Consider the following 16,028-nt stretch of genomic DNA (forward strand, 5'->3'; position numbering starts at 1 on the left):
GGCAGAAGGGAGCGCAGCATGGCCGATCCGCTCAGAACCATTGTGGACGGGGTCGAGGTCGAGGTGCCCAACAGCATCCCCGCCATCCGGGACGCCCTCCCGGAGCGCCGGCGCGACGAGTTCGACCGGGAGATCAACGCGGCCGGGGTGCACGAGATCCACGCCGTGATGCGGCACTGGATGCTGGAGGCCGTGCCCGACCCGGCCGCCGACGCCATCATGGACCGGCTCGCCCGCGAGGAAGCGGAGAGGGCCGGAGCCGCGTGAGCCATCGTCACCGCCATCGCATCGCCTACGCCCCGCCCGCCGACGACACCCTCGCGAAGATGGCGGAGCCGGAGCCCTTCCGGGCGGAACTGGAACGCACCCTCGGGGTCGACCCGTACGGGCACGGGTCCCTCCCCATCGGCCGGTGGGCGGACCGCAGGGAGGCGACCGTGCGCGGCGTCATCGTCCGGTACTACGTCTCCGGCTCGATCCTGGCCGTGACGGTGGTACGGCTCATCCCGGAGCCGTGACCGCGGCCGCGACCAGGGCTGTGACCAGGGTCGTGACGCGGGTCAGCTCGCGTGCTGCTCGGCGAGCAGTTCGTGCAGCGGCTGCTCGGCGCGCTTGCGGTACTCCTGCACCGCCCAGCCGTTGCCGTCCGGGTCGGTGAAGTACATGAACGTGCCGCCGTCGTCGGGCGCGTACTGCTGGGGCTCCGAGACGTCGACGCCGCGCGCCGTCAGCTCCGCGTGGGCCTTCTTGATGTCCGCCACCACGAGCTGCAGTCCGTGGTACGTGCCCGGCTCCGGGGTGCCCGTGGGGTTCGGGACGCCCTGGGCGAGATTGACCGAGCAGCCGGATCCGGGCGGGGTGAGCTGGACGATCCGGACGCCCGGCATCACCTCGCGGTCCACGTCGACCGAGAATCCGACCCGGTTCGCGTAGAAGTCCTTCGCGCGGTCCATGTCGGTGACGGGCAGTTGAATCACTTCCAGGGTCATGTCCATCCCCCCACCCTCGGGGGCGGCGGGCCCGTCTGCCACTTGGCGCAGCGGGAAGTCACCCGTCCGGGTCACAGGTACGCCGGGGACACCGCCGCCTTCGTCAGGAGACGCGGGGTGCCCGTGCCGTCCGCGGGGACCGTGTAGAGGTCCGCGCCGTAGTCGCCCGGCAGCGCGTAGGTCAGGGTGTGCGCGTCGCTCCACACCGCCTGGTCGTCGACGCTGCGGGTCTCCGCGAGGGGCGTCTCCCGGAGGGTGCGCAGGTCGAGTACGTACAGCCGCCACGGGGCGTCCGCCGGGAGGCCCTTCACGCGCTTCTTGTACGCGACGCGGGTGCCGTCGGGGGACAGGGACGGGCACTCCACGTTCGCGTGGACGGTGGTCAGGGTGCGGGTGCGCAGGTCGCCCCGGACGAGGTACGTCCGGCCGTGCGTCGCCAGCGTCGCGTAGAAGTGGCGGTCGTCCGCGGCGAACGTGACGCCCCAGAAGTTGCTGTCGGCCGCCCGGTAGGTCCTGCCCTCCTTGACGACCCGGAAGTCCTCCAGGGTGGGGGTGAGGCGGCCCGTGCGGGTGTCGACGATCGCCGCGCGCGTGGAGAAGTTCGTCCCCGCGTAGCTGTCGCCGCCCACGAACACCGTCCATGCCGCGTACCGCCCGCTCGGCGAGACGCGGGCCCGCGACGGGATGCCCGGCAGCGCGTAGTGCGCCTTCTCCTTCAGCCGCCCGTCCAGGACACGTGCCGTGTACGTGTCCTGCATCGCGCCCCGGTTCGCCGAGAGGCAGACGGCCGTGCCCGAAGCGGCGTAGAAACGCAGGCACTTGACGCCGGACGCGGTGCGGGGCGCGTCGGGGCGGCCCGCCGGGACCGTGGTGAGTTCGTCCCGGTGCGGGCCCCACGCCATGTTGCGGAAGACGAGGCGGCGGGGGGTGCCGGTGGCTTCGGCGGGCAGCGTCACCCGGCCCGCCGTGATCCTCGGGCCGCCCGGCCGGGCCTGGTCCCTGCGGTCGGACCGGGCCGCCGCGTGCCAGACCGACGCGGTGGCCACGGCCGCCAGGGCGATGACCGCGGCGGCCAGGACGAGGAGCCTGTTGCGTGTCGTCATGCGGGTGCTGCCTCCGTGGGGGTGGGGGTGCCGGGGCGGAACGCGCAGGCCACGGCCGCTCCGGCGGCCAGCAGCACCGCGGCCGTGCCGAGCGCCGTGCGGTCGCCCCACGCGGTCCAGGCGGCGCCGAAACCGATGGAGCAGACGAACCGGGCCAGCGCCTGGCCGGTCTGGACGACGGCGAGCCCCGACGAGCGCAGCTCCGGCGGGATGGCGGTGGACGCGGCGGCCATCAGGACGCCGTCCGTCGCCGCGTAGAAGCCGCCGTGCAGGGCCAGGACGACGTAGGGCAGGGCGGTGCCGTGCCACGGCGAGAGCAGCAGGCCGTACGCGACGAGGAGCGCGGCGTGGCCGGCGAGGAACACGCGCCAGCCGCCCACGCGGTCGGCGAGCCTGCCCAGGGGCGCGGCGAGCAGCAGGAACGCGGCCGCCGTGCCGAGCGGGAGCAGCGCGAACCACTGGTCGGGGACGCCGAGCCGGCGCTGGAGCAGCAGGTAGACGAAGGAGTCGCTGACGGTGGCGAGGCCGAGGAGCAGGGCACACACGGTGGTGCGGCGGACCTCGCGGCGGCGCAGGAGCGCGAGCGCGGACCGGAAGGTGGGGCGCGGGGGAGCGTCGTGCGCGGCGGGCTCGTGCGGCTCCTGCCGGTGGCGCGGTACGAACAGCAGCAGGACCAGGACGCCCGTGGCCGCGACGCAGAAGCTGACGGTGAAGACCGCGTCGTAGCCGTCCGTCGTCGCGCGCAGGATCAGGAAAGCGGCGAGCGGGCCGAGGAGGGCGCCGGTGGTGTCCATCGCCCGGTGGACGCCGAACGCCCTGCCGCGGGTGGCCGGGGTGCTGCTGAGGGAGATCAGGGCGTCCCTGGGCGCCGTGCGCAGGCCCTTGCCGGTGCGGTCGGCGGCCAGGACCATGCCGATGGTGGGGAGCGTGGTGGCCAGCAGGAGCAGGGGTTTGCAGAGCGCCGAGAGTCCGTAGCCGAGCAGGGCGACGCTCTTGTGGCGGCCGCCTCCCCGGTCCGCGAGGTGTCCGCCCACGAGGCGGACGAGGGCCGAGAAGCCGTTGTAGACGCCGTCCAGGAGGCCGAAGCCGAGAGGGGAGAGGCCGAGTCCCGCGACGAGGTAGAGCGGCAGGACCGCGGTGACCATCTCGGACGAGACGTCGGTGATCAGGCTGACCGTGCCGAGGGCCAGGACCGTGGGGGCGAGCGCGGTGCCGCGCCGCCCGGCCGGTGGCCGGGCGGCGGGTTCCGCGGACGCCGTGGGAGAAGCTTGGTTACGGCTGTCCGCTACGTACATGTCACGGAGCCCAGATGCCCGTGATGTCCTTGCCGGACGCCGCGTTGCCCGCGTGCGGGAGGCCGTGCATGTCCTCCAGGGTGCGCAGGACGTCGTAGTGGTTGTAGGTGGTCGCCGAGGTGGCGCCGGGGGTCACCTGCTGGCCGTAGAGGACCGTCGGGATCTTGTTGCCGGCGAGGCGGTTGTCCTCGTCGAAGGTGACGACGAGGAGGCTGTTGTGCGTCTTCGCCCAGGTCGCGTAGGCGGAGAGGTTGTTCTTGAGCCAGGTGTCACCGGTCGACACCGAGCAGTCGTGCATGTCGCTGCACAGGTCGGGGACCACGAAGGAGACCTGGGGGAGCGTCGAGTAGTCCGTGGGGAACTGGGCGAACGTCTTCGCCGTGGAGGTCGGGACGTTGCTGAAACCGAACCACGGGTTGTGCTTGCGGGCGTACTTTCCGGACGAGCAGGTGGTCGAACCCTGGCTCGGGAGGCCCTCGTTGTAGCTGCCCCAGGTCTTGCCCGCGGCGATCAGCTCGGAGGCCAGGCTGGGCTGCGAGGAGAAGCCGGGCGTGTAGCAGCTGTCGTCCGTGATGCCCTGGGTCGAGCCGGAGAACAGCGCGAAGTAGTTCGGCTGGCTCGGGTGGGTGAGCGCGTAGGACGCGGTGAGGTTGGCGCCGTTCGTCTTGAGGCTGTTGATGTACGGGGCGCTGGAGGAGCCGATCACCTGGTCGTAGGCGTGGTTCTCGAAGACCACGACGACGGTGTGGTCCGGGGTCGGGACGCCGGCCGCGGCCTGCGCGGACGAGCCGCCGACTCCGGACCAGAGCGCGACCGCCGTGGCGGTCAGGGCGAAGGCGGACGCGAGCGCTGCGGCGCGGCCGCTGCGGAACAGTGATGATCTGCCGAGCACGTGAGACCTCCGGTGGGGGGAGACGGCGGCGGTGCGGGTAGAGCATGCACACGCCAAGATGCCCTTGTCTCACGCCCATGTGAAGGGGCAGTGAACCTCAGCGTTCGGCGAGGGGAGCCGGCGCCTGCTGCACGGTCCAGCCGTTGCCGTCCGGGTCGGTGAAGAACATGAACGAGTTCCACACGTCCCCCGCCCCCTCCTCCCAGCCCGTGGCCCCCGCGTGCTGCACCGGACTCACGTCCACGCCCCGCTCCACCAGCTCCGCGCGCGCCGCGGCGATGTCCGTCACGCACAGCTGGAGCCCGGTGAGGGATCCCGGTGCCATCGGCGCCTGCCCCGGCGCGCCCGGCATGCCCTGCAGCAGGGAGATCGAACAGCGCGAGCCCGGCGGCGTCAGCTGCACGACGCGGATGCCCTCCGCGACCACCTGGTCCACGTCGACCCCGAACCCGACCTGTTTCACGTAGAAGTCCTTCGCCCGGTCCACGTCCGTGACGGGCACGACGACCACTTCGAGGGTCCATTCCATGGGTGCTCCCATCCAGCTGCGCGGAGCGGGTGGCGTGCGCCCCCGCTCTTCTGATGCTCTCGTCGAAGGAGAGACCCCGCACGCGGGCGGAAGTCATCGGCGAAGCCTCAGGGCCTGTCCGGCGGATCATGCCGGGGTCGCGGGGTCGTCGGTTGCCAACTCCCCCACGCTCGGCTGCGCTCGCGCGGGGGGACCCCCATCGCGTTGTCGCCCTTGTCGCCCTCCTCCGCCTTGCAGCCGCACGCAACAGACCCCGCTCGCCTGCACAGATTGTTTCCGGCAACCTGAAACCGGCCTGATCCGCCGGACAGGCCCTAGGCTCAGGACGAGTGTGTGATCGAACAGGAGGACCTGCGATGTCGGTGCCGCAAGGGCGCAGGAGCAGTACGTTCACACGGCTGCTGCGGCACGGTTTCACGGATCCCTCCGCCGCCGAGCGGCTCCTGGACACGCCCGACCTGTCGGCCGTGCGCTCCGACCCGCTGCTCCTCGACGCCCTGGGCGCCACCGCCGACCCGGATCTGGCCCTCCACGGGCTCGTGCGGCTCGTCGAGGCGCAGGACGGTGACCCCGAGCGCCGCGAACTCCTCGACACGCTCCTCACGGCCAAGCCGCTGCGCGACCGGCTCCTCGGGGTCCTCGGCGCGTCCGAGGCGCTCGCCGACCATCTGGCCCGGCACCCGCTGGACTGGCAGGCCCTCGTCACGTACGAGCCGTCCGACCTGCACCCCGGTGTCGAGGAGTTCGAGCGGGGCCTCGCGGACGCCGCCGACCCGGTCTCGCTGCGGGTCTCGTACCGGCGCTGCCTCCTGTCGATCGCCGCGCGCGATGTCTGCGGCACCACCGACATAGCGCAGACGGCCGCCGAACTCGCCGACCTGGCCACCGCCACCCTGCGCGCGGCCCTCGCCATCGCGCAGACGGACGCGCCCGCGGACGCCGCGCTGTGCCGGCTCGCGGTCATCGCGATGGGCAAGTGCGGCGGCCACGAACTCAACTACGTCTCCGACGTGGACGTCATCTTCGTCGGCGAGGCCGCCGACGGCGCCGACGAGGGCAAGGCGCTGCAGGCCGCGACCCGGCTCGCCTCGCACATGATGCGGATCTGCTCCGAGACGACGATCGAGGGGACCATCTGGCCCGTCGACGCCAACCTCCGGCCCGAGGGCCGCAACGGCCCCCTCGTGCGCACCCTGTCCTCCCACCTCGCCTACTACCAGCGGTGGGCCAAGACCTGGGAGTTCCAGGCCCTGCTCAAGGCGCGCCCCGTCGCCGGCGACCTCCCGCTCGGCGAGGAGTACGTCCGTACGCTCGCGCCGCTCGTCTGGCAGGCCGCCGAGCGCGAGAACTTCGTGCCCGACGTGCAGAAGATGCGCAAGCGCGTCGTCGAGAACATCCCCGCCGGCGAGCTCGACCGCGAGCTGAAGCTGGGGCCCGGCGGCCTGCGCGACGTCGAATTCGCCGTGCAGCTCCTGCAGTTGGTGCACGGCAGGGCCGACCTGTCGCTGCGCAGCGGCACCACCCTCGACGCGCTTGCCGCGCTCGCCGACGGCGGGTACGTCGGGCGGGTCGACGCCGTCCAGCTCGACGACGCCTACCGGTTCCTGCGCACCCTCGAACACCGCATCCAGCTCTACCGGCTGCGGCGCACGCACCTCGTCCCCGAGGACGACGCGGACCTGCGGCGCACCGGGCGCTCCATGGGCATGCGCACCGAGCCGATCACCGAACTCCACCGGGCCTGGCGCCGCCACACCTCGGTCGTGCGCCGCCTGCACGAGAAGCTCTTCTACCGGCCGCTGCTCGACGCCGTGGCCCAACTCGCGCCCGGCGAGACGCGGTTGAGCACGGGCGCCGCGCGCGAACGGCTCGTGGCCCTCGGGTACGCCGACCCGAGCGCGGCGCTGCGCCACCTGGAGGCGCTGGCCTCCGGCGTGTCCCGCAAGGCGGCGATCCAGCGGACGCTCCTGCCGGTGCTGCTCGGCTGGTTCGCCGACTCCGCCGACCCGGACGCCGGGCTGCTCAACTTCCGCAAGGTGTCGGACGCGCTCGGCAAGACGCCCTGGTACCTGCGGCTGCTGCGGGACGAGGGCGCGGCGGCGGAGAACCTGGCCCGTGTCCTGTCGGCGGGCCGGCTCGCCCCCGACCTGCTGATGCGCGCGCCCGAAGCCGTCGCCCTCCTCGGTGACCAGCGGGGCCTCGAACCGCGCGGGCACGCCCAGTTGGAGCAGGAGGTGCTCGCCGCGGTGGGCCGCGCCGACGGCGCCGAACAGGCCGTCGCGGCGGCCCGTGGCGTACGGCGGCGGGAACTGTTCCGTACGTCGGCCGCCGACATCATCGCCTCCTACGGCACCGAGGACACGCCCGCCGAGGCCGACCAGGGCGCCCTGGTGGACCGGGTCGGCGGGGCCGTCTCCGACCTCACGGCCGCGACGCTCGCCGGGACGCTGCGCGCCGTCGTGCGCGAGGGGTGGGGCGACGAACTGCCCACCCGGTTCGCGATCATCGCCATGGGGCGCTTCGGCGGCCACGAGCTGGGCTACGGCTCCGACGCCGACGTGCTGTTCGTCCACGAGCCGCGCGAGGGTGTCGACGACCACCAGGCCGCCAAGGCCGCGCACCGCGTCGTCTCCGAGATGCAGCGGCTGCTCGCCCTGCCGAGCGCGGACCCGCCGCTCCTCATCGACGCGGACCTGCGTCCGGAGGGGAAGTCGGGGCCGCTCGTGCGGAGCCTCAAGTCCTACGAGGCGTACTACCGCCGGTGGTCCCTGGTGTGGGAGTCGCAGGCGCTCCTGCGGGCCGAACCCGTCGCGGGCGACCTGGATCTGGGCCGCGCCTTCATCGACCTGATCGACCCGCTCCGCTACCCCGCGGAGGGCCTCGGCGAGGACGCCGTGCGCGAGATCCGGCGGCTCAAGGCGCGCATGGAGTCGGAGCGGCTGCCGCGCGGCGCCGACCCGACGCTGCACACCAAGCTGGGCCGCGGCGGGCTTTCCGACGTCGAGTGGACCGTGCAGCTCATGCAGCTCCAGCAAGGGTGGGCGGAGCCGGGGCTGCGCACGACCCGCACCCGGGAGGCGCTGGCCGCGGCGTGCGCGGCGGAGCTGATCCCGGCGGAGGAGGCGGCGATCCTGGACGAGGCGTGGGTCATGGCGTCCCGCGTGCGCGGCGCGGTCATGCTGGTGCGCGGCCGCCCGGGCGACACGTTCCCGTCCGACGGCCGTGAGCTCGCGGCGGTGGGCCGCTACCTGGGCTACGACCCCGGCCACGTCGGCGACATGCTGGACGACTACCGCCGGGCCACACGCCGAGCCCGAGCCATCATGGAGGAACGCTTCTACGGGGCGTAGCGCTCACGCGGGGGGCAGGTTCGAAAGGGGGCCGCCCCTTTCATCCCGCCGCGACGGCGCTCAGCCCCCACGGCCCTTCCCGGCGGTGCCGTGCCGCCCCAAGCCCTCCCCGAGCGCCGCCGGCACACCGCGCCGCAGGTGAGCGGCCCTCGCGGGGCCACCCATACCCCGGTCAAGCCAGAAGCAGCGCCCGCGCGTGGGCGATGAGTCCCGTGAGTGCCAGTTCGAAGGCCCTGTCCGGGCGGCCGGCGTCCATCGCCGCCAGCGCCTGCGTCAGGTGCGGCGTCGCCGTCGCGTCGGCCGGTTCCCACATCGTCTCCGGCGCCGCCAGGTCGAGCGCCGAGCCGAGTACGACGTTGTCCAGGCCGATGATCACGGGCATCACGTCCGCCGGGGCGAACCCGGCATCCAGCAGGAGTTCCGCCGCGAGCTCGTACTGTTCGAGGACCCGCGGCGCCCGCACGGGCGACGTGGCGAGCAGCGGGATCGCCTTCGGATGGGCGGCGAAGGCGGCCCGGTAGGAGCGGGCCCAGACCGTCAGCGCCTCCTCCCAGGGCTGCCCGGGCGACGTGAGGGGCGTCGGGTCGATCGCTTCGCAGACGCGCTCACGTAGCAGCTCCACGATCCCGTCCCGGCCGTCCACATGGTGATACACGGATCCCGTCTGTACGCCGAGCTTCTTCGCGATCCGCGGGACGCTGAAGTCGCCCTTCTCGTCGACGAGTTCGAGCGCGGTCGTGGTGATCCGCTCCTTGTCCAGCAGCGGCTTGCTCGGCCGTCCCATCGTGCGCTCTCCGAATCTGAGGTCTTCCCGAATGCCCAAACGGAGGCTACATTGCCGAAACCGAAAGCCTTTAGGTTTCGCTTCCCGGCCCCCGGGACGACGCCTCCGGGACACTCGTCCCTCCCGTCGCAAGAAGGGCTTCCCCTCCCCATGCCCGTGACCTCCCCACAGACTCAGAACAGCGCGACCGGCACTGCCCCCGCCGCTGAACCGACCCTGCGCACCGGCACCCTCGGCACCTCCGACATCGCCTTCTTCGTCGTCTCCGCCGCCGCCCCGCTCACCGTCATGGCGGGCGTCGCCCCGTTCGCCATCGCGCTCGGCGGCATCGGCGCCCCCGTCGGCTACCTCCTCGCCGGCCTCACCCTCGCCGTCTTCGCCGTCGGCTTCACCACGATGAGCCGCCACGTCCGCAGCGCCGGCGCCTTCTACGCGTACATCACGCGCGGCCTCGGCAGCTCCGTGGGCATCGGCGCCGCCCTGCTCGCCATGGTCGGCTACAACGGCATGGAGATCGGCGTCTACGGCCTCCTCGGCACCGCCACGCAGGAGACCCTGCACGCCCTCTTCGGCATCGACATCCCCTGGCTGCCGGTGTCCCTCGCCGGGCTCGTGCTCATCTGGTACGGCGGCTTCCGGTCCATCGACTTCGGGGCCAAGCTCCTCGGCGTCCTGCTCTGCGCCGAGACCGGCATCCTCGTGCTGCTCGCGGGCGGTGTGCTCCTCAAGGGCGGCGGCCACGGCCTGTCCCTCGCGTCGTTCGCGCCGGGCAACGTGTTCGTCCCCGGCACCGCCGTCGTCCTGGCCTTCGCCTTCGCCGCGTTCACCGGCTTCGAGTCGACCGTCATCTACCGCCGCGAGGCCCGCGACCCCGGCCGCACCGTGCCCCGCGCCACGTACATCGCGGTCGCGTTCCTCGGCCTGTTCTACGCGTTCATCGTGTGGACCGTCATCCAGGCCTTCGGCGACGCCCAGGTCGTCAAGGCGGCGGGCACGAACCCGGCGGAACTGTTCTTCTCCGCGATCACGACCTTCGTGGGCGGCTGGGCGGCCGACCTGATGCACATACTCATCGTGACCAGCGTCCTGGCCTCCCTCCTCGCCTTCCACAACGCGATCAACCGCTACGGCCTCGCGCTCGCCGAGGAGGGCGTCGCGCCGAAGTCCTTCGGCCGCGTCCACGCCAAGCACCGCTCCCCGTACGTCGCGGGGCTCGCCCAGACCGCCGTCGGCGCCGTCGTCGTCACCGGCTTCTGGGCCGCGGGCGCGGACCCGTACGCGCAGCTGCTCCTGTGGGTGAACACGCCGGGCATGATCGGCCTGATGCTGCTCCAGCTGCTCGCCGCGATCGCCGTGCCGTTCTACTTCCGCCGCATCACCCACCAGGAAGGTGTGCTGCGCACGGTCGTCGCGCCGATCGCGGCGACGGTCCTGCTGAGCGTGGCGACCGTCCTCGTCTGCACCCACATCGACCTGTTCACCGGGGCGACCACCGTGGTCAACATCGTCCTGATCGCCGTGGCGCCCGCCGTCTTCGTGCTCGGGCTCGGCCTCGCCTGGCGGCTGCGGCGCACCAAGCCGGACGTGTTCGAGCGGTTCGCCGCGGAACCGGACGCGGAGGCGGAGACCGTGTAGCCAGCACCGCCCGCCCCTACGGAACACAGCCTCACCCCGAACGGAGTTCACCCCCATGCCCGCAGCCGACCTCCTCCTCACCGGCGCCCGCGTCCGTACCCTCGATCCCGCCCTGCCGGAGGCGAGCGCCGTGGCCGTCCGGGACGGCCTGATCGCCGCCGTCGGCGACACCGAGGAGCTCGTGGCGCACTGGAGCGGCCCCGGCACCGAGCGGGTCGACCTGACCGGCGCGACCCTCGTGCCCGGTCTGGTCGACTCGCACAGCCACCCCGTGTGGGGCCTGGAGATGGCGACCGGCGCGGATCTGTCCGGCGTACGGAACCTGGACGAGCTGCGGGCGGCCCTGCGCACGGCGCCCCGCGTCGACGGCTGGGTCGTCGCCTGGGGCCTCGACCACAACGCGTTCGGCGGCCGCACGGTCGACCGTGCCCTGATCGAGGACGTGCTCGACGGCGCGCCCGCCTTCGTCCGCCTCTACGACGGGCACTCGGCGCTCGCCAGCGGCAGCGCGCTCGCGGCCGCCGGGATCACGGGACCGCGCGAGTTCGCCCAGCGCGCGGAGATCGTGTGCGACGCGGACGGGCGCCCGACCGGGTACCTCGTCGAGCACGCGGCGATGGACCTGCTGGTCGCCGTCATGCCGCGGCCCTCGTTCGCCGAGCGCCGCGCCGGGCTCCTCGCGCTGCTGTCCGACATGGCCGCCACGGGCCTGACCGGCGCCCACGTCATGGACCTCGGCCACGCCGACGTGCCGCAGCTCCTCGCCTCGGTCGAGGAGGAGGCCGTCCTTCCGCTGCGCCTGCGGATCGCGCCCTGGTGCATGCCGGGCGTCGACAAGGCCGGCCTGGACGAGCTGATCGCCCTCCAGAGCGAGGCCGGGAAGCACTGGCGGGTCGGCGGGGTGAAGTTCTTCATGGACGGCACCGTCGAGGGCGGCACCGCGTGGCTGGAGCACGCGGACTGCCACGGCCAGGGCACCGACGCGTTCTGGCCGGACCCGCAGGCGTACTCGGACGCGGTGCGCTACCTGCACGAGGCCGGCGTCGGCACCGCCACCCACGCGATCGGCGACGCGGCCGTGCGGCACGTCCTGGACACCGTCGAGGCCCTGGGCGCGAGCGGCCGGGGCAGGCACCGGATCGAGCACATCGAGACGGTGCCCGACGACACGATCCCGCGGTTCGCCGCGCTGGGCGTCGCCGCCTCGATGCAGCCGCCGCACACCGCGTACACCCGTGGCGACCACGCCGACGAGTGGTCGAAGCGGCTCGGCTCGGACCGGGCCTCGCGCGCCTGGCGCATCCGTGACCTGCGCGACGCGGGCGCCGTCCTCGCGCTCGGCTCCGACTGGCCGATCGCGCACTACGACGTGCGCCGCGTCCTGTCCATGGCCCGGGTGCCGGAGGGTGCCGCGAGCCACGGGCAGGGGCTCACGGGGCTCATGGCGCTGGAGGGCTGCACCTCACACGCGGCGCTGGCCGCCGGCGAGGACGCGGGGCGCATCGCCCCCGGTCTGCGGGCCGACCTCACCGCGTTCGGCCTCGACCCGGTCGAGGCGCCCGCCGACGAGGTGGCCGAGGCGCCGGTCCGCCTGACCACCGTCGGCGGTCACATCACGCACCGGGGGGCCTGACCCCCGACGGGACCGGCTCGGGCTCCGCGACCGGGCCGGTCCGCCCCTTGCGGGGGGCCTTGCCTTCCACGAGGCGCGGCAGCGAGTAGGGCAGCGCCCCGTACCAGAGCCGCGCCACCGTGAAGCCGAACGCGAGGCAGAGCATGCCGCCCACCGCGTCCAGCCAGAAGTGGTTCGCCGTGGAGACGATGACGACCAGGGTCAGTGTCGGGTACATGATTCCGAGGACCCGCACCCACGGCACCCGGGCGAGCGCGAAGATCGTGAGGCCGCACCACAGCGACCAGCCGATGTGCATGGACGGCATCGCCGCGTACTGGTTCGACATGTGCTTCAGGTCGCCGGAGGCCATCGAGCCCCATGTCTCGTGGACCTTGACGGTGTCGACGAACGCCGGGCCGTGCATCAGGCGGGGCGGGGCCAGTGGGTACAGGTAGTAGCCGACCAGGGCCACCGCCGTCGTCGCGAAGAGCGCGAGCCGGGCCGCCGCGTAACGGCCGGGATGGTGGCGGAACAGCCACACCAGCACACTCAGCGTGACGATGAAGTGCAGTGTCGCGTAGTAGTAGTTCATGCCGACGATGAGCCATGTCACCGAGTTCACGGCGTGGTTGACGCTCTCCTCGACCGCGATGGAGAGATGGTTCTCCATCCGCCAGATCCAGTCGGCGTTGCTCAGTGCCTTCGTCCGCTGCTCCGGAACGGCGTTGCGGACGAGGGAGTACGTCCAGTAACTCACCGCGATCAGCAGGATCTCGAACCAGAGCCTGGGGCGTCGCGGTGCGCGCATACGGCCGAGGAGTCCCCGCCCAGCGCGGTGGTCGTCCGCCGTGGGCGATGTGGTGGGCCCCTGCCGGCCTTCCAGTGTCGTCACGGTCGATTCACCCATAGAGACAGAGTCTGCCAGATACCACACCCACGTCCGATCATCCCTCGGGCGGGTCCTGTACGCACACTCTCCACCCTGTGGACGACCGTTTCCCTAGGGGCGCGGCCCCGGAGCCGAAGCGGTTGAACCGCGGACCACCAGCTCGGGCATGAAGACGAATTCGCTGTGCGGGGCGGGCGTTCCGCCGATCTCCTCCAGGAGTGTGCGGACGGCGGCCTGGCCCATCGCCGGGACCGGCTTGCGCACCGTGGTCAGCGGCGGGTCCGTGAAGGCGATCAGCGGGGAGTCGTCGAAGCCGACCACCGAGACGTCGGACGGGACGGCGAGGCCCCGCTGCCGAGCCGCCCGGATGGCGCCGAGCGCCATCATGTCGCTGGCGCACACGACGGCCGTGCAGTCCCGGTCGATGAGCGCCGTGGCCGCGGCCTGACCGCCCTCCAGCGTGTAGAGCGAGTGCTGGACCAGATCACGCTCGATCTCCTCGGAGGATAGGGGGAGCAGGTCCTGCATCGTGCGTACGAAACCCTCGATCTTCCGCTGGACCGGCACGAACCGCTTCGGGCCGAGCGCGAGCCCGATCCGGGTGTGGCCCAGCGAGACGAGGTGGGTGACGGCGAGCTGCATCGCGGCCCGGTCGTCCGGAGAGATGAAAGGTGCCTGCACCTTCGGCGAGAAGCCGTCGACCAGGACGAACGGCACGCCCTGTGCGCGCAGCTGCTCGTAGCGCTGCATGTCCGCCGAGGTGTCGGCGTGCAGTCCGGAGACGAAGATGATGCCGGCGACGCCCCGGTCGACGAGCATCTCCGTGAGCTCGTCCTCGGTGGAGCCGCCGGGGGTCTGGGTGGCGAGGACCGGCGTGTAGCCCTGGCGGGTCAGGGCCTGGCCGATGACCTGCGCGAGCGCGGGGAATATGGGGTTCTCCAGCTCCGGCGTGATCAGGCCGACCAGTCCGGCGCTGCGCTGCCGCAGCCGTACGGGCCGTTCGTAGCCGAGGACGTCGAGCGCGGCAAGCACGGACTGGCGGGTGCCTGCGGCCACGCCGGGCTTGCCGTTGAGCACCCGGCTGACCGTCGCCTCGCTGACCCCCGCCTGCGCTGCGATGTCGGCCAGTCGCGCGGTCACGGGATGGGACTGTACCGCCCGTGCGTCGGACTGCCCACCTCCAACCGGACGCCGCGTGCGGGCAGTTGAACGGCCCGCTGCGGACTGCTGCGTCATGGCGCTCCCTCGTGTGACGGACCTGTGGCTCACGCGCGGCCCATGGGGTTTCGATGATCCCCTCGCGGGCCCGTTGTAGCAAGAGCTTGCAGATTCTTGCACAAGGCGGTCTCTGGCTGGTCGGAGCGGTCAACTGCCGGATGTACGGCGGGTGGCGGGGGAGGGTGGCGGGGAGGGTGGGTCACGGGCCGGTAACTCCTGGAGGCGCTTGCAATTTTTTTCTGCAAGGTCTTTCGCGCTGCTTTCAACGCTGTTACGTTCACGTCGCCCGGCGGCCTCCCCGCTCCCGGCTTTCACCCTCTAGGAGATCTCATGCGGCGTGGCACAGCGGCCACCGCGCTGGTGGCGTCCCTCGCCCTCGCGGCGACGGCCTGCGGCGGAAGCGACAGCGGCGGCGACAAGGCGTCGGGCCCCGTCACCATCACGTGGTGGGACACGTCCAACGCCACGAACGAGGCGCCGACCTACCAGGCCCTGGTCAAGCGGTTCGAGAAGGCGAACCCGGACATCAAGGTCAAGTACGTCAACGTCCCCTTCGACCAGGCGCAGAACAAGTTCGACACCGCCGCCGGCTCCAAGGGCGCCCCCGACGTGCTGCGCGCCGAGGTGGGCTGGACACCGGCCTTCGCCAAGAAGAGCTACCTGCTCCCGCTCGACGGCACCGACGCCCTCGCCGACAAGGACAAGTTCCAGCCGAGCCTGATCAAGCAGGCCCAGTTCGACGGCAAGACCTACGGGGCGCCGCTGGTCACCGACACGCTGGCCCTCGTATACAACAAGGACCTCTTCAAGAAGGCGGGCATCGGCCAGCCGCCCGCCACCTGGTCCGACCTCAAGGCCGACGCCGCCAAGATCAAGTCGAAGACGGGCGTCGACGGCTACTGGGGCTCCGCGCAGGGCTACTACGCCCAGCCGTTCCTGTACGGCGAGGGCACCGACACCGTCGACGCCGGCGCCAAGAAGATCACCATCGGCTCGCCCGAGGCCAAGAAGGGCCTCACCGCCTGGCAGGGCCTCTTCGACGGCAAGGGCCTCCACAAGGCCGACGGCACCGCCGACGCGTACGCCCACATCCAGGACGCGTTCGTGAACGGCAAGGTCGCCGCGATCATCCAGGGCCCCTGGGAGATCACCAACTTCTACAAGGGCTCCGCCTTCAAGGACAAGGCGAACCTGGGCATCGCCACCGTCCCGGCCGGCTCCACCGGCAAGCCGGGCGCCCCCACCGGCGGCCACAACCTCTCCGTCTACGCCGGCTCCGACAAGGCCCACCAGGACGCCTCGCTCACCTTCGTGAAGTGGATGACCTCCGCGAGCACGCAGGAGCAGATCGCCCTCAAGAACTCGACGCTGCCGACCCGCGCCGACGCGTACACCACGCAGGTCACCGCCGACCCGGGCATCGCCGGCTACCAGAAGGTGCTCGCCGCCGCCCGGCCGCGCCCCGAACTGCCCGAGTACAGCTCCCTGTGGGCCCCGCTCGACACCGAGCTGCCCAAGGTCGCCGGCGGCAAGGAGTCCCTGGACCAGGGCATCGGCAACGCGCAGACCGCGTTCGCGAAGCTCGTCCCCGACTTCAGCAAGTGACCCCCGACCTCGGCAAGTGACCCCCGCCTGACGGCCTCCCGCCGGTTCCGCCCCGCGAGGGGGCGGGCGGAACCGGCGTCGCCGAGCCGCACGCACCGATCAGCCACTCCCCAGAAGGTGCCAA

14 protein-coding genes are annotated in these 16,028 nt (G+C 72.3%); 6 read left to right on the plus strand and 8 right to left on the minus strand.

Translation table 11 applies throughout. From position 1 onward, the window contains the following. Positions 1–18: 18 nt before the first annotated feature. Together EOT10_RS11735 and EOT10_RS11740 are read left to right on the plus strand one after the other, a co-directional pair. Positions 19–267 (plus strand): hypothetical protein, encoded by a 249-nt coding sequence (locus EOT10_RS11735; protein ID WP_127828060.1) that lies wholly within the window; start codon positions 19–21, stop codon positions 265–267. A 59-nt stretch (positions 268–326) separates the two neighbouring features. Further along, positions 327–518 (plus strand): hypothetical protein, encoded by a 192-nt coding sequence (locus tag EOT10_RS11740; RefSeq protein WP_127828225.1) that lies wholly within the window; start codon positions 327–329, stop codon positions 516–518. 42 nt (positions 519–560) lie between these two features. Here EOT10_RS11740 and EOT10_RS11745 read toward each other — a convergent pair whose 3' ends face one another. The 5 genes from EOT10_RS11745 to EOT10_RS11765 form a co-directional block, all read right to left on the minus strand. Then, entirely contained in the window at positions 561–995 is a 435-nt protein-coding gene (locus tag EOT10_RS11745; RefSeq protein ID WP_127828061.1) for a VOC family protein, read from the minus strand. Between the two features lie 65 nt (positions 996–1,060). Further along, a complete protein-coding gene (locus tag EOT10_RS11750; protein ID WP_127828062.1) occupies positions 1,061–2,092 on the minus strand; it encodes a TolB family protein in 1,032 nt (343 codons plus the stop codon). Then, complete coding sequence (locus EOT10_RS11755; protein WP_127828063.1) at positions 2,089–3,387, minus strand: MFS transporter; 1,299 nt, start codon at positions 3,385–3,387, stop codon at positions 2,089–2,091. The genes EOT10_RS11750 and EOT10_RS11755 overlap by 4 nt, the downstream gene beginning before the upstream one ends. A gap of 1 nt (position 3,388) precedes the next feature. Next, complete coding sequence (locus EOT10_RS11760; protein WP_127828064.1) at positions 3,389–4,279, minus strand: alkaline phosphatase family protein; 891 nt, start codon at positions 4,277–4,279, stop codon at positions 3,389–3,391. A 97-nt stretch (positions 4,280–4,376) separates the two neighbouring features. After that, on the minus strand, positions 4,377–4,808 hold the full coding sequence (locus EOT10_RS11765) for a VOC family protein (RefSeq protein ID WP_127828065.1): 432 nt from the start codon (positions 4,806–4,808) through the stop codon (positions 4,377–4,379). A gap of 356 nt (positions 4,809–5,164) precedes the next feature. Between EOT10_RS11765 and EOT10_RS11770 the strand changes: the two genes are divergently transcribed. Then, a complete protein-coding gene (locus EOT10_RS11770; RefSeq protein ID WP_127828066.1) occupies positions 5,165–8,158 on the plus strand; it encodes a bifunctional [glutamine synthetase] adenylyltransferase/[glutamine synthetase]-adenylyl-L-tyrosine phosphorylase in 2,994 nt (997 codons plus the stop codon). Between the two features lie 172 nt (positions 8,159–8,330). Here EOT10_RS11770 and EOT10_RS11775 read toward each other — a convergent pair whose 3' ends face one another. Beyond that, a complete protein-coding gene (locus EOT10_RS11775) occupies positions 8,331–8,942 on the minus strand; it encodes a TetR/AcrR family transcriptional regulator C-terminal domain-containing protein (RefSeq protein ID WP_127828067.1) in 612 nt (203 codons plus the stop codon). Between the two features lie 150 nt (positions 8,943–9,092). Here EOT10_RS11775 and EOT10_RS11780 point away from each other — a divergent pair, with 150 nt between their 5' ends. After that, a complete protein-coding gene (locus EOT10_RS11780) occupies positions 9,093–10,577 on the plus strand; it encodes an APC family permease (protein ID WP_127828068.1) in 1,485 nt (494 codons plus the stop codon). 55 nt (positions 10,578–10,632) lie between these two features. Beyond that, entirely contained in the window at positions 10,633–12,210 is a 1,578-nt protein-coding gene (locus EOT10_RS11785) for an amidohydrolase (RefSeq protein WP_127828069.1), read from the plus strand. Here the strand turns inward: EOT10_RS11785 and EOT10_RS11790 are convergent. Together EOT10_RS11790 and EOT10_RS11795 are read right to left on the minus strand one after the other, a co-directional pair. Next, positions 12,191–13,099 carry a phosphatase PAP2 family protein gene (locus tag EOT10_RS11790; protein WP_127828070.1) on the minus strand — a complete coding sequence of 303 codons (909 nt, stop codon included), beginning with the start codon at positions 13,097–13,099 and terminating at the stop codon, positions 12,191–12,193. The two genes, EOT10_RS11785 and EOT10_RS11790, sit on opposite strands and share 20 nt — an antisense overlap. A gap of 93 nt (positions 13,100–13,192) precedes the next feature. Then, complete coding sequence (locus EOT10_RS11795; protein ID WP_262985409.1) at positions 13,193–14,221, minus strand: LacI family DNA-binding transcriptional regulator; 1,029 nt, start codon at positions 14,219–14,221, stop codon at positions 13,193–13,195. 408 nt (positions 14,222–14,629) lie between these two features. Here EOT10_RS11795 and EOT10_RS11800 point away from each other — a divergent pair, with 408 nt between their 5' ends. After that, positions 14,630–15,904, plus strand: a complete 1,275-nt coding sequence (locus tag EOT10_RS11800; RefSeq protein ID WP_127828072.1) for an extracellular solute-binding protein — start codon at positions 14,630–14,632, stop codon at positions 15,902–15,904. Positions 15,905–16,028 lie beyond the last annotated feature (124 nt).

This window comes from Streptomyces antnestii, from assembly GCF_004005495.1.
Taxonomy (GTDB): domain Bacteria; phylum Actinomycetota; class Actinomycetes; order Streptomycetales; family Streptomycetaceae; genus Streptomyces; species Streptomyces antnestii.

Coding starts and splice junctions, on each gene's coding strand:
- EOT10_RS11740 (WP_127828225.1), top strand. CDS start 327: ATGGCGGAGCCGGAGCCCTTCCGGGCGGAACTGGAACGCACCCTCGGG.
- EOT10_RS11785 (WP_127828069.1), top strand. CDS start 10,633: ATGCCCGCAGCCGACCTCCTCCTCACCGGCGCCCGCGTCCGTACCCTC.
- EOT10_RS11770 (WP_127828066.1), top strand. CDS start 5,165: ATGTCGGTGCCGCAAGGGCGCAGGAGCAGTACGTTCACACGGCTGCTG.
- EOT10_RS11750 (WP_127828062.1), bottom strand. CDS start 2,092: ATGACGACACGCAACAGGCTCCTCGTCCTGGCCGCCGCGGTCATCGCC.
- EOT10_RS11790 (WP_127828070.1), bottom strand. CDS start 13,099: ATGGGTGAATCGACCGTGACGACACTGGAAGGCCGGCAGGGGCCCACC.
- EOT10_RS11780 (WP_127828068.1), top strand. CDS start 9,093: ATGCCCGTGACCTCCCCACAGACTCAGAACAGCGCGACCGGCACTGCC.
- EOT10_RS11800 (WP_127828072.1), top strand. CDS start 14,630: ATGCGGCGTGGCACAGCGGCCACCGCGCTGGTGGCGTCCCTCGCCCTC.
- EOT10_RS11745 (WP_127828061.1), bottom strand. CDS start 995: ATGGACATGACCCTGGAAGTGATTCAACTGCCCGTCACCGACATGGAC.
- EOT10_RS11775 (WP_127828067.1), bottom strand. CDS start 8,942: ATGGGACGGCCGAGCAAGCCGCTGCTGGACAAGGAGCGGATCACCACG.
- EOT10_RS11755 (WP_127828063.1), bottom strand. CDS start 3,387: ATGTACGTAGCGGACAGCCGTAACCAAGCTTCTCCCACGGCGTCCGCG.
- EOT10_RS11735 (WP_127828060.1), top strand. CDS start 19: ATGGCCGATCCGCTCAGAACCATTGTGGACGGGGTCGAGGTCGAGGTG.
- EOT10_RS11765 (WP_127828065.1), bottom strand. CDS start 4,808: ATGGAATGGACCCTCGAAGTGGTCGTCGTGCCCGTCACGGACGTGGAC.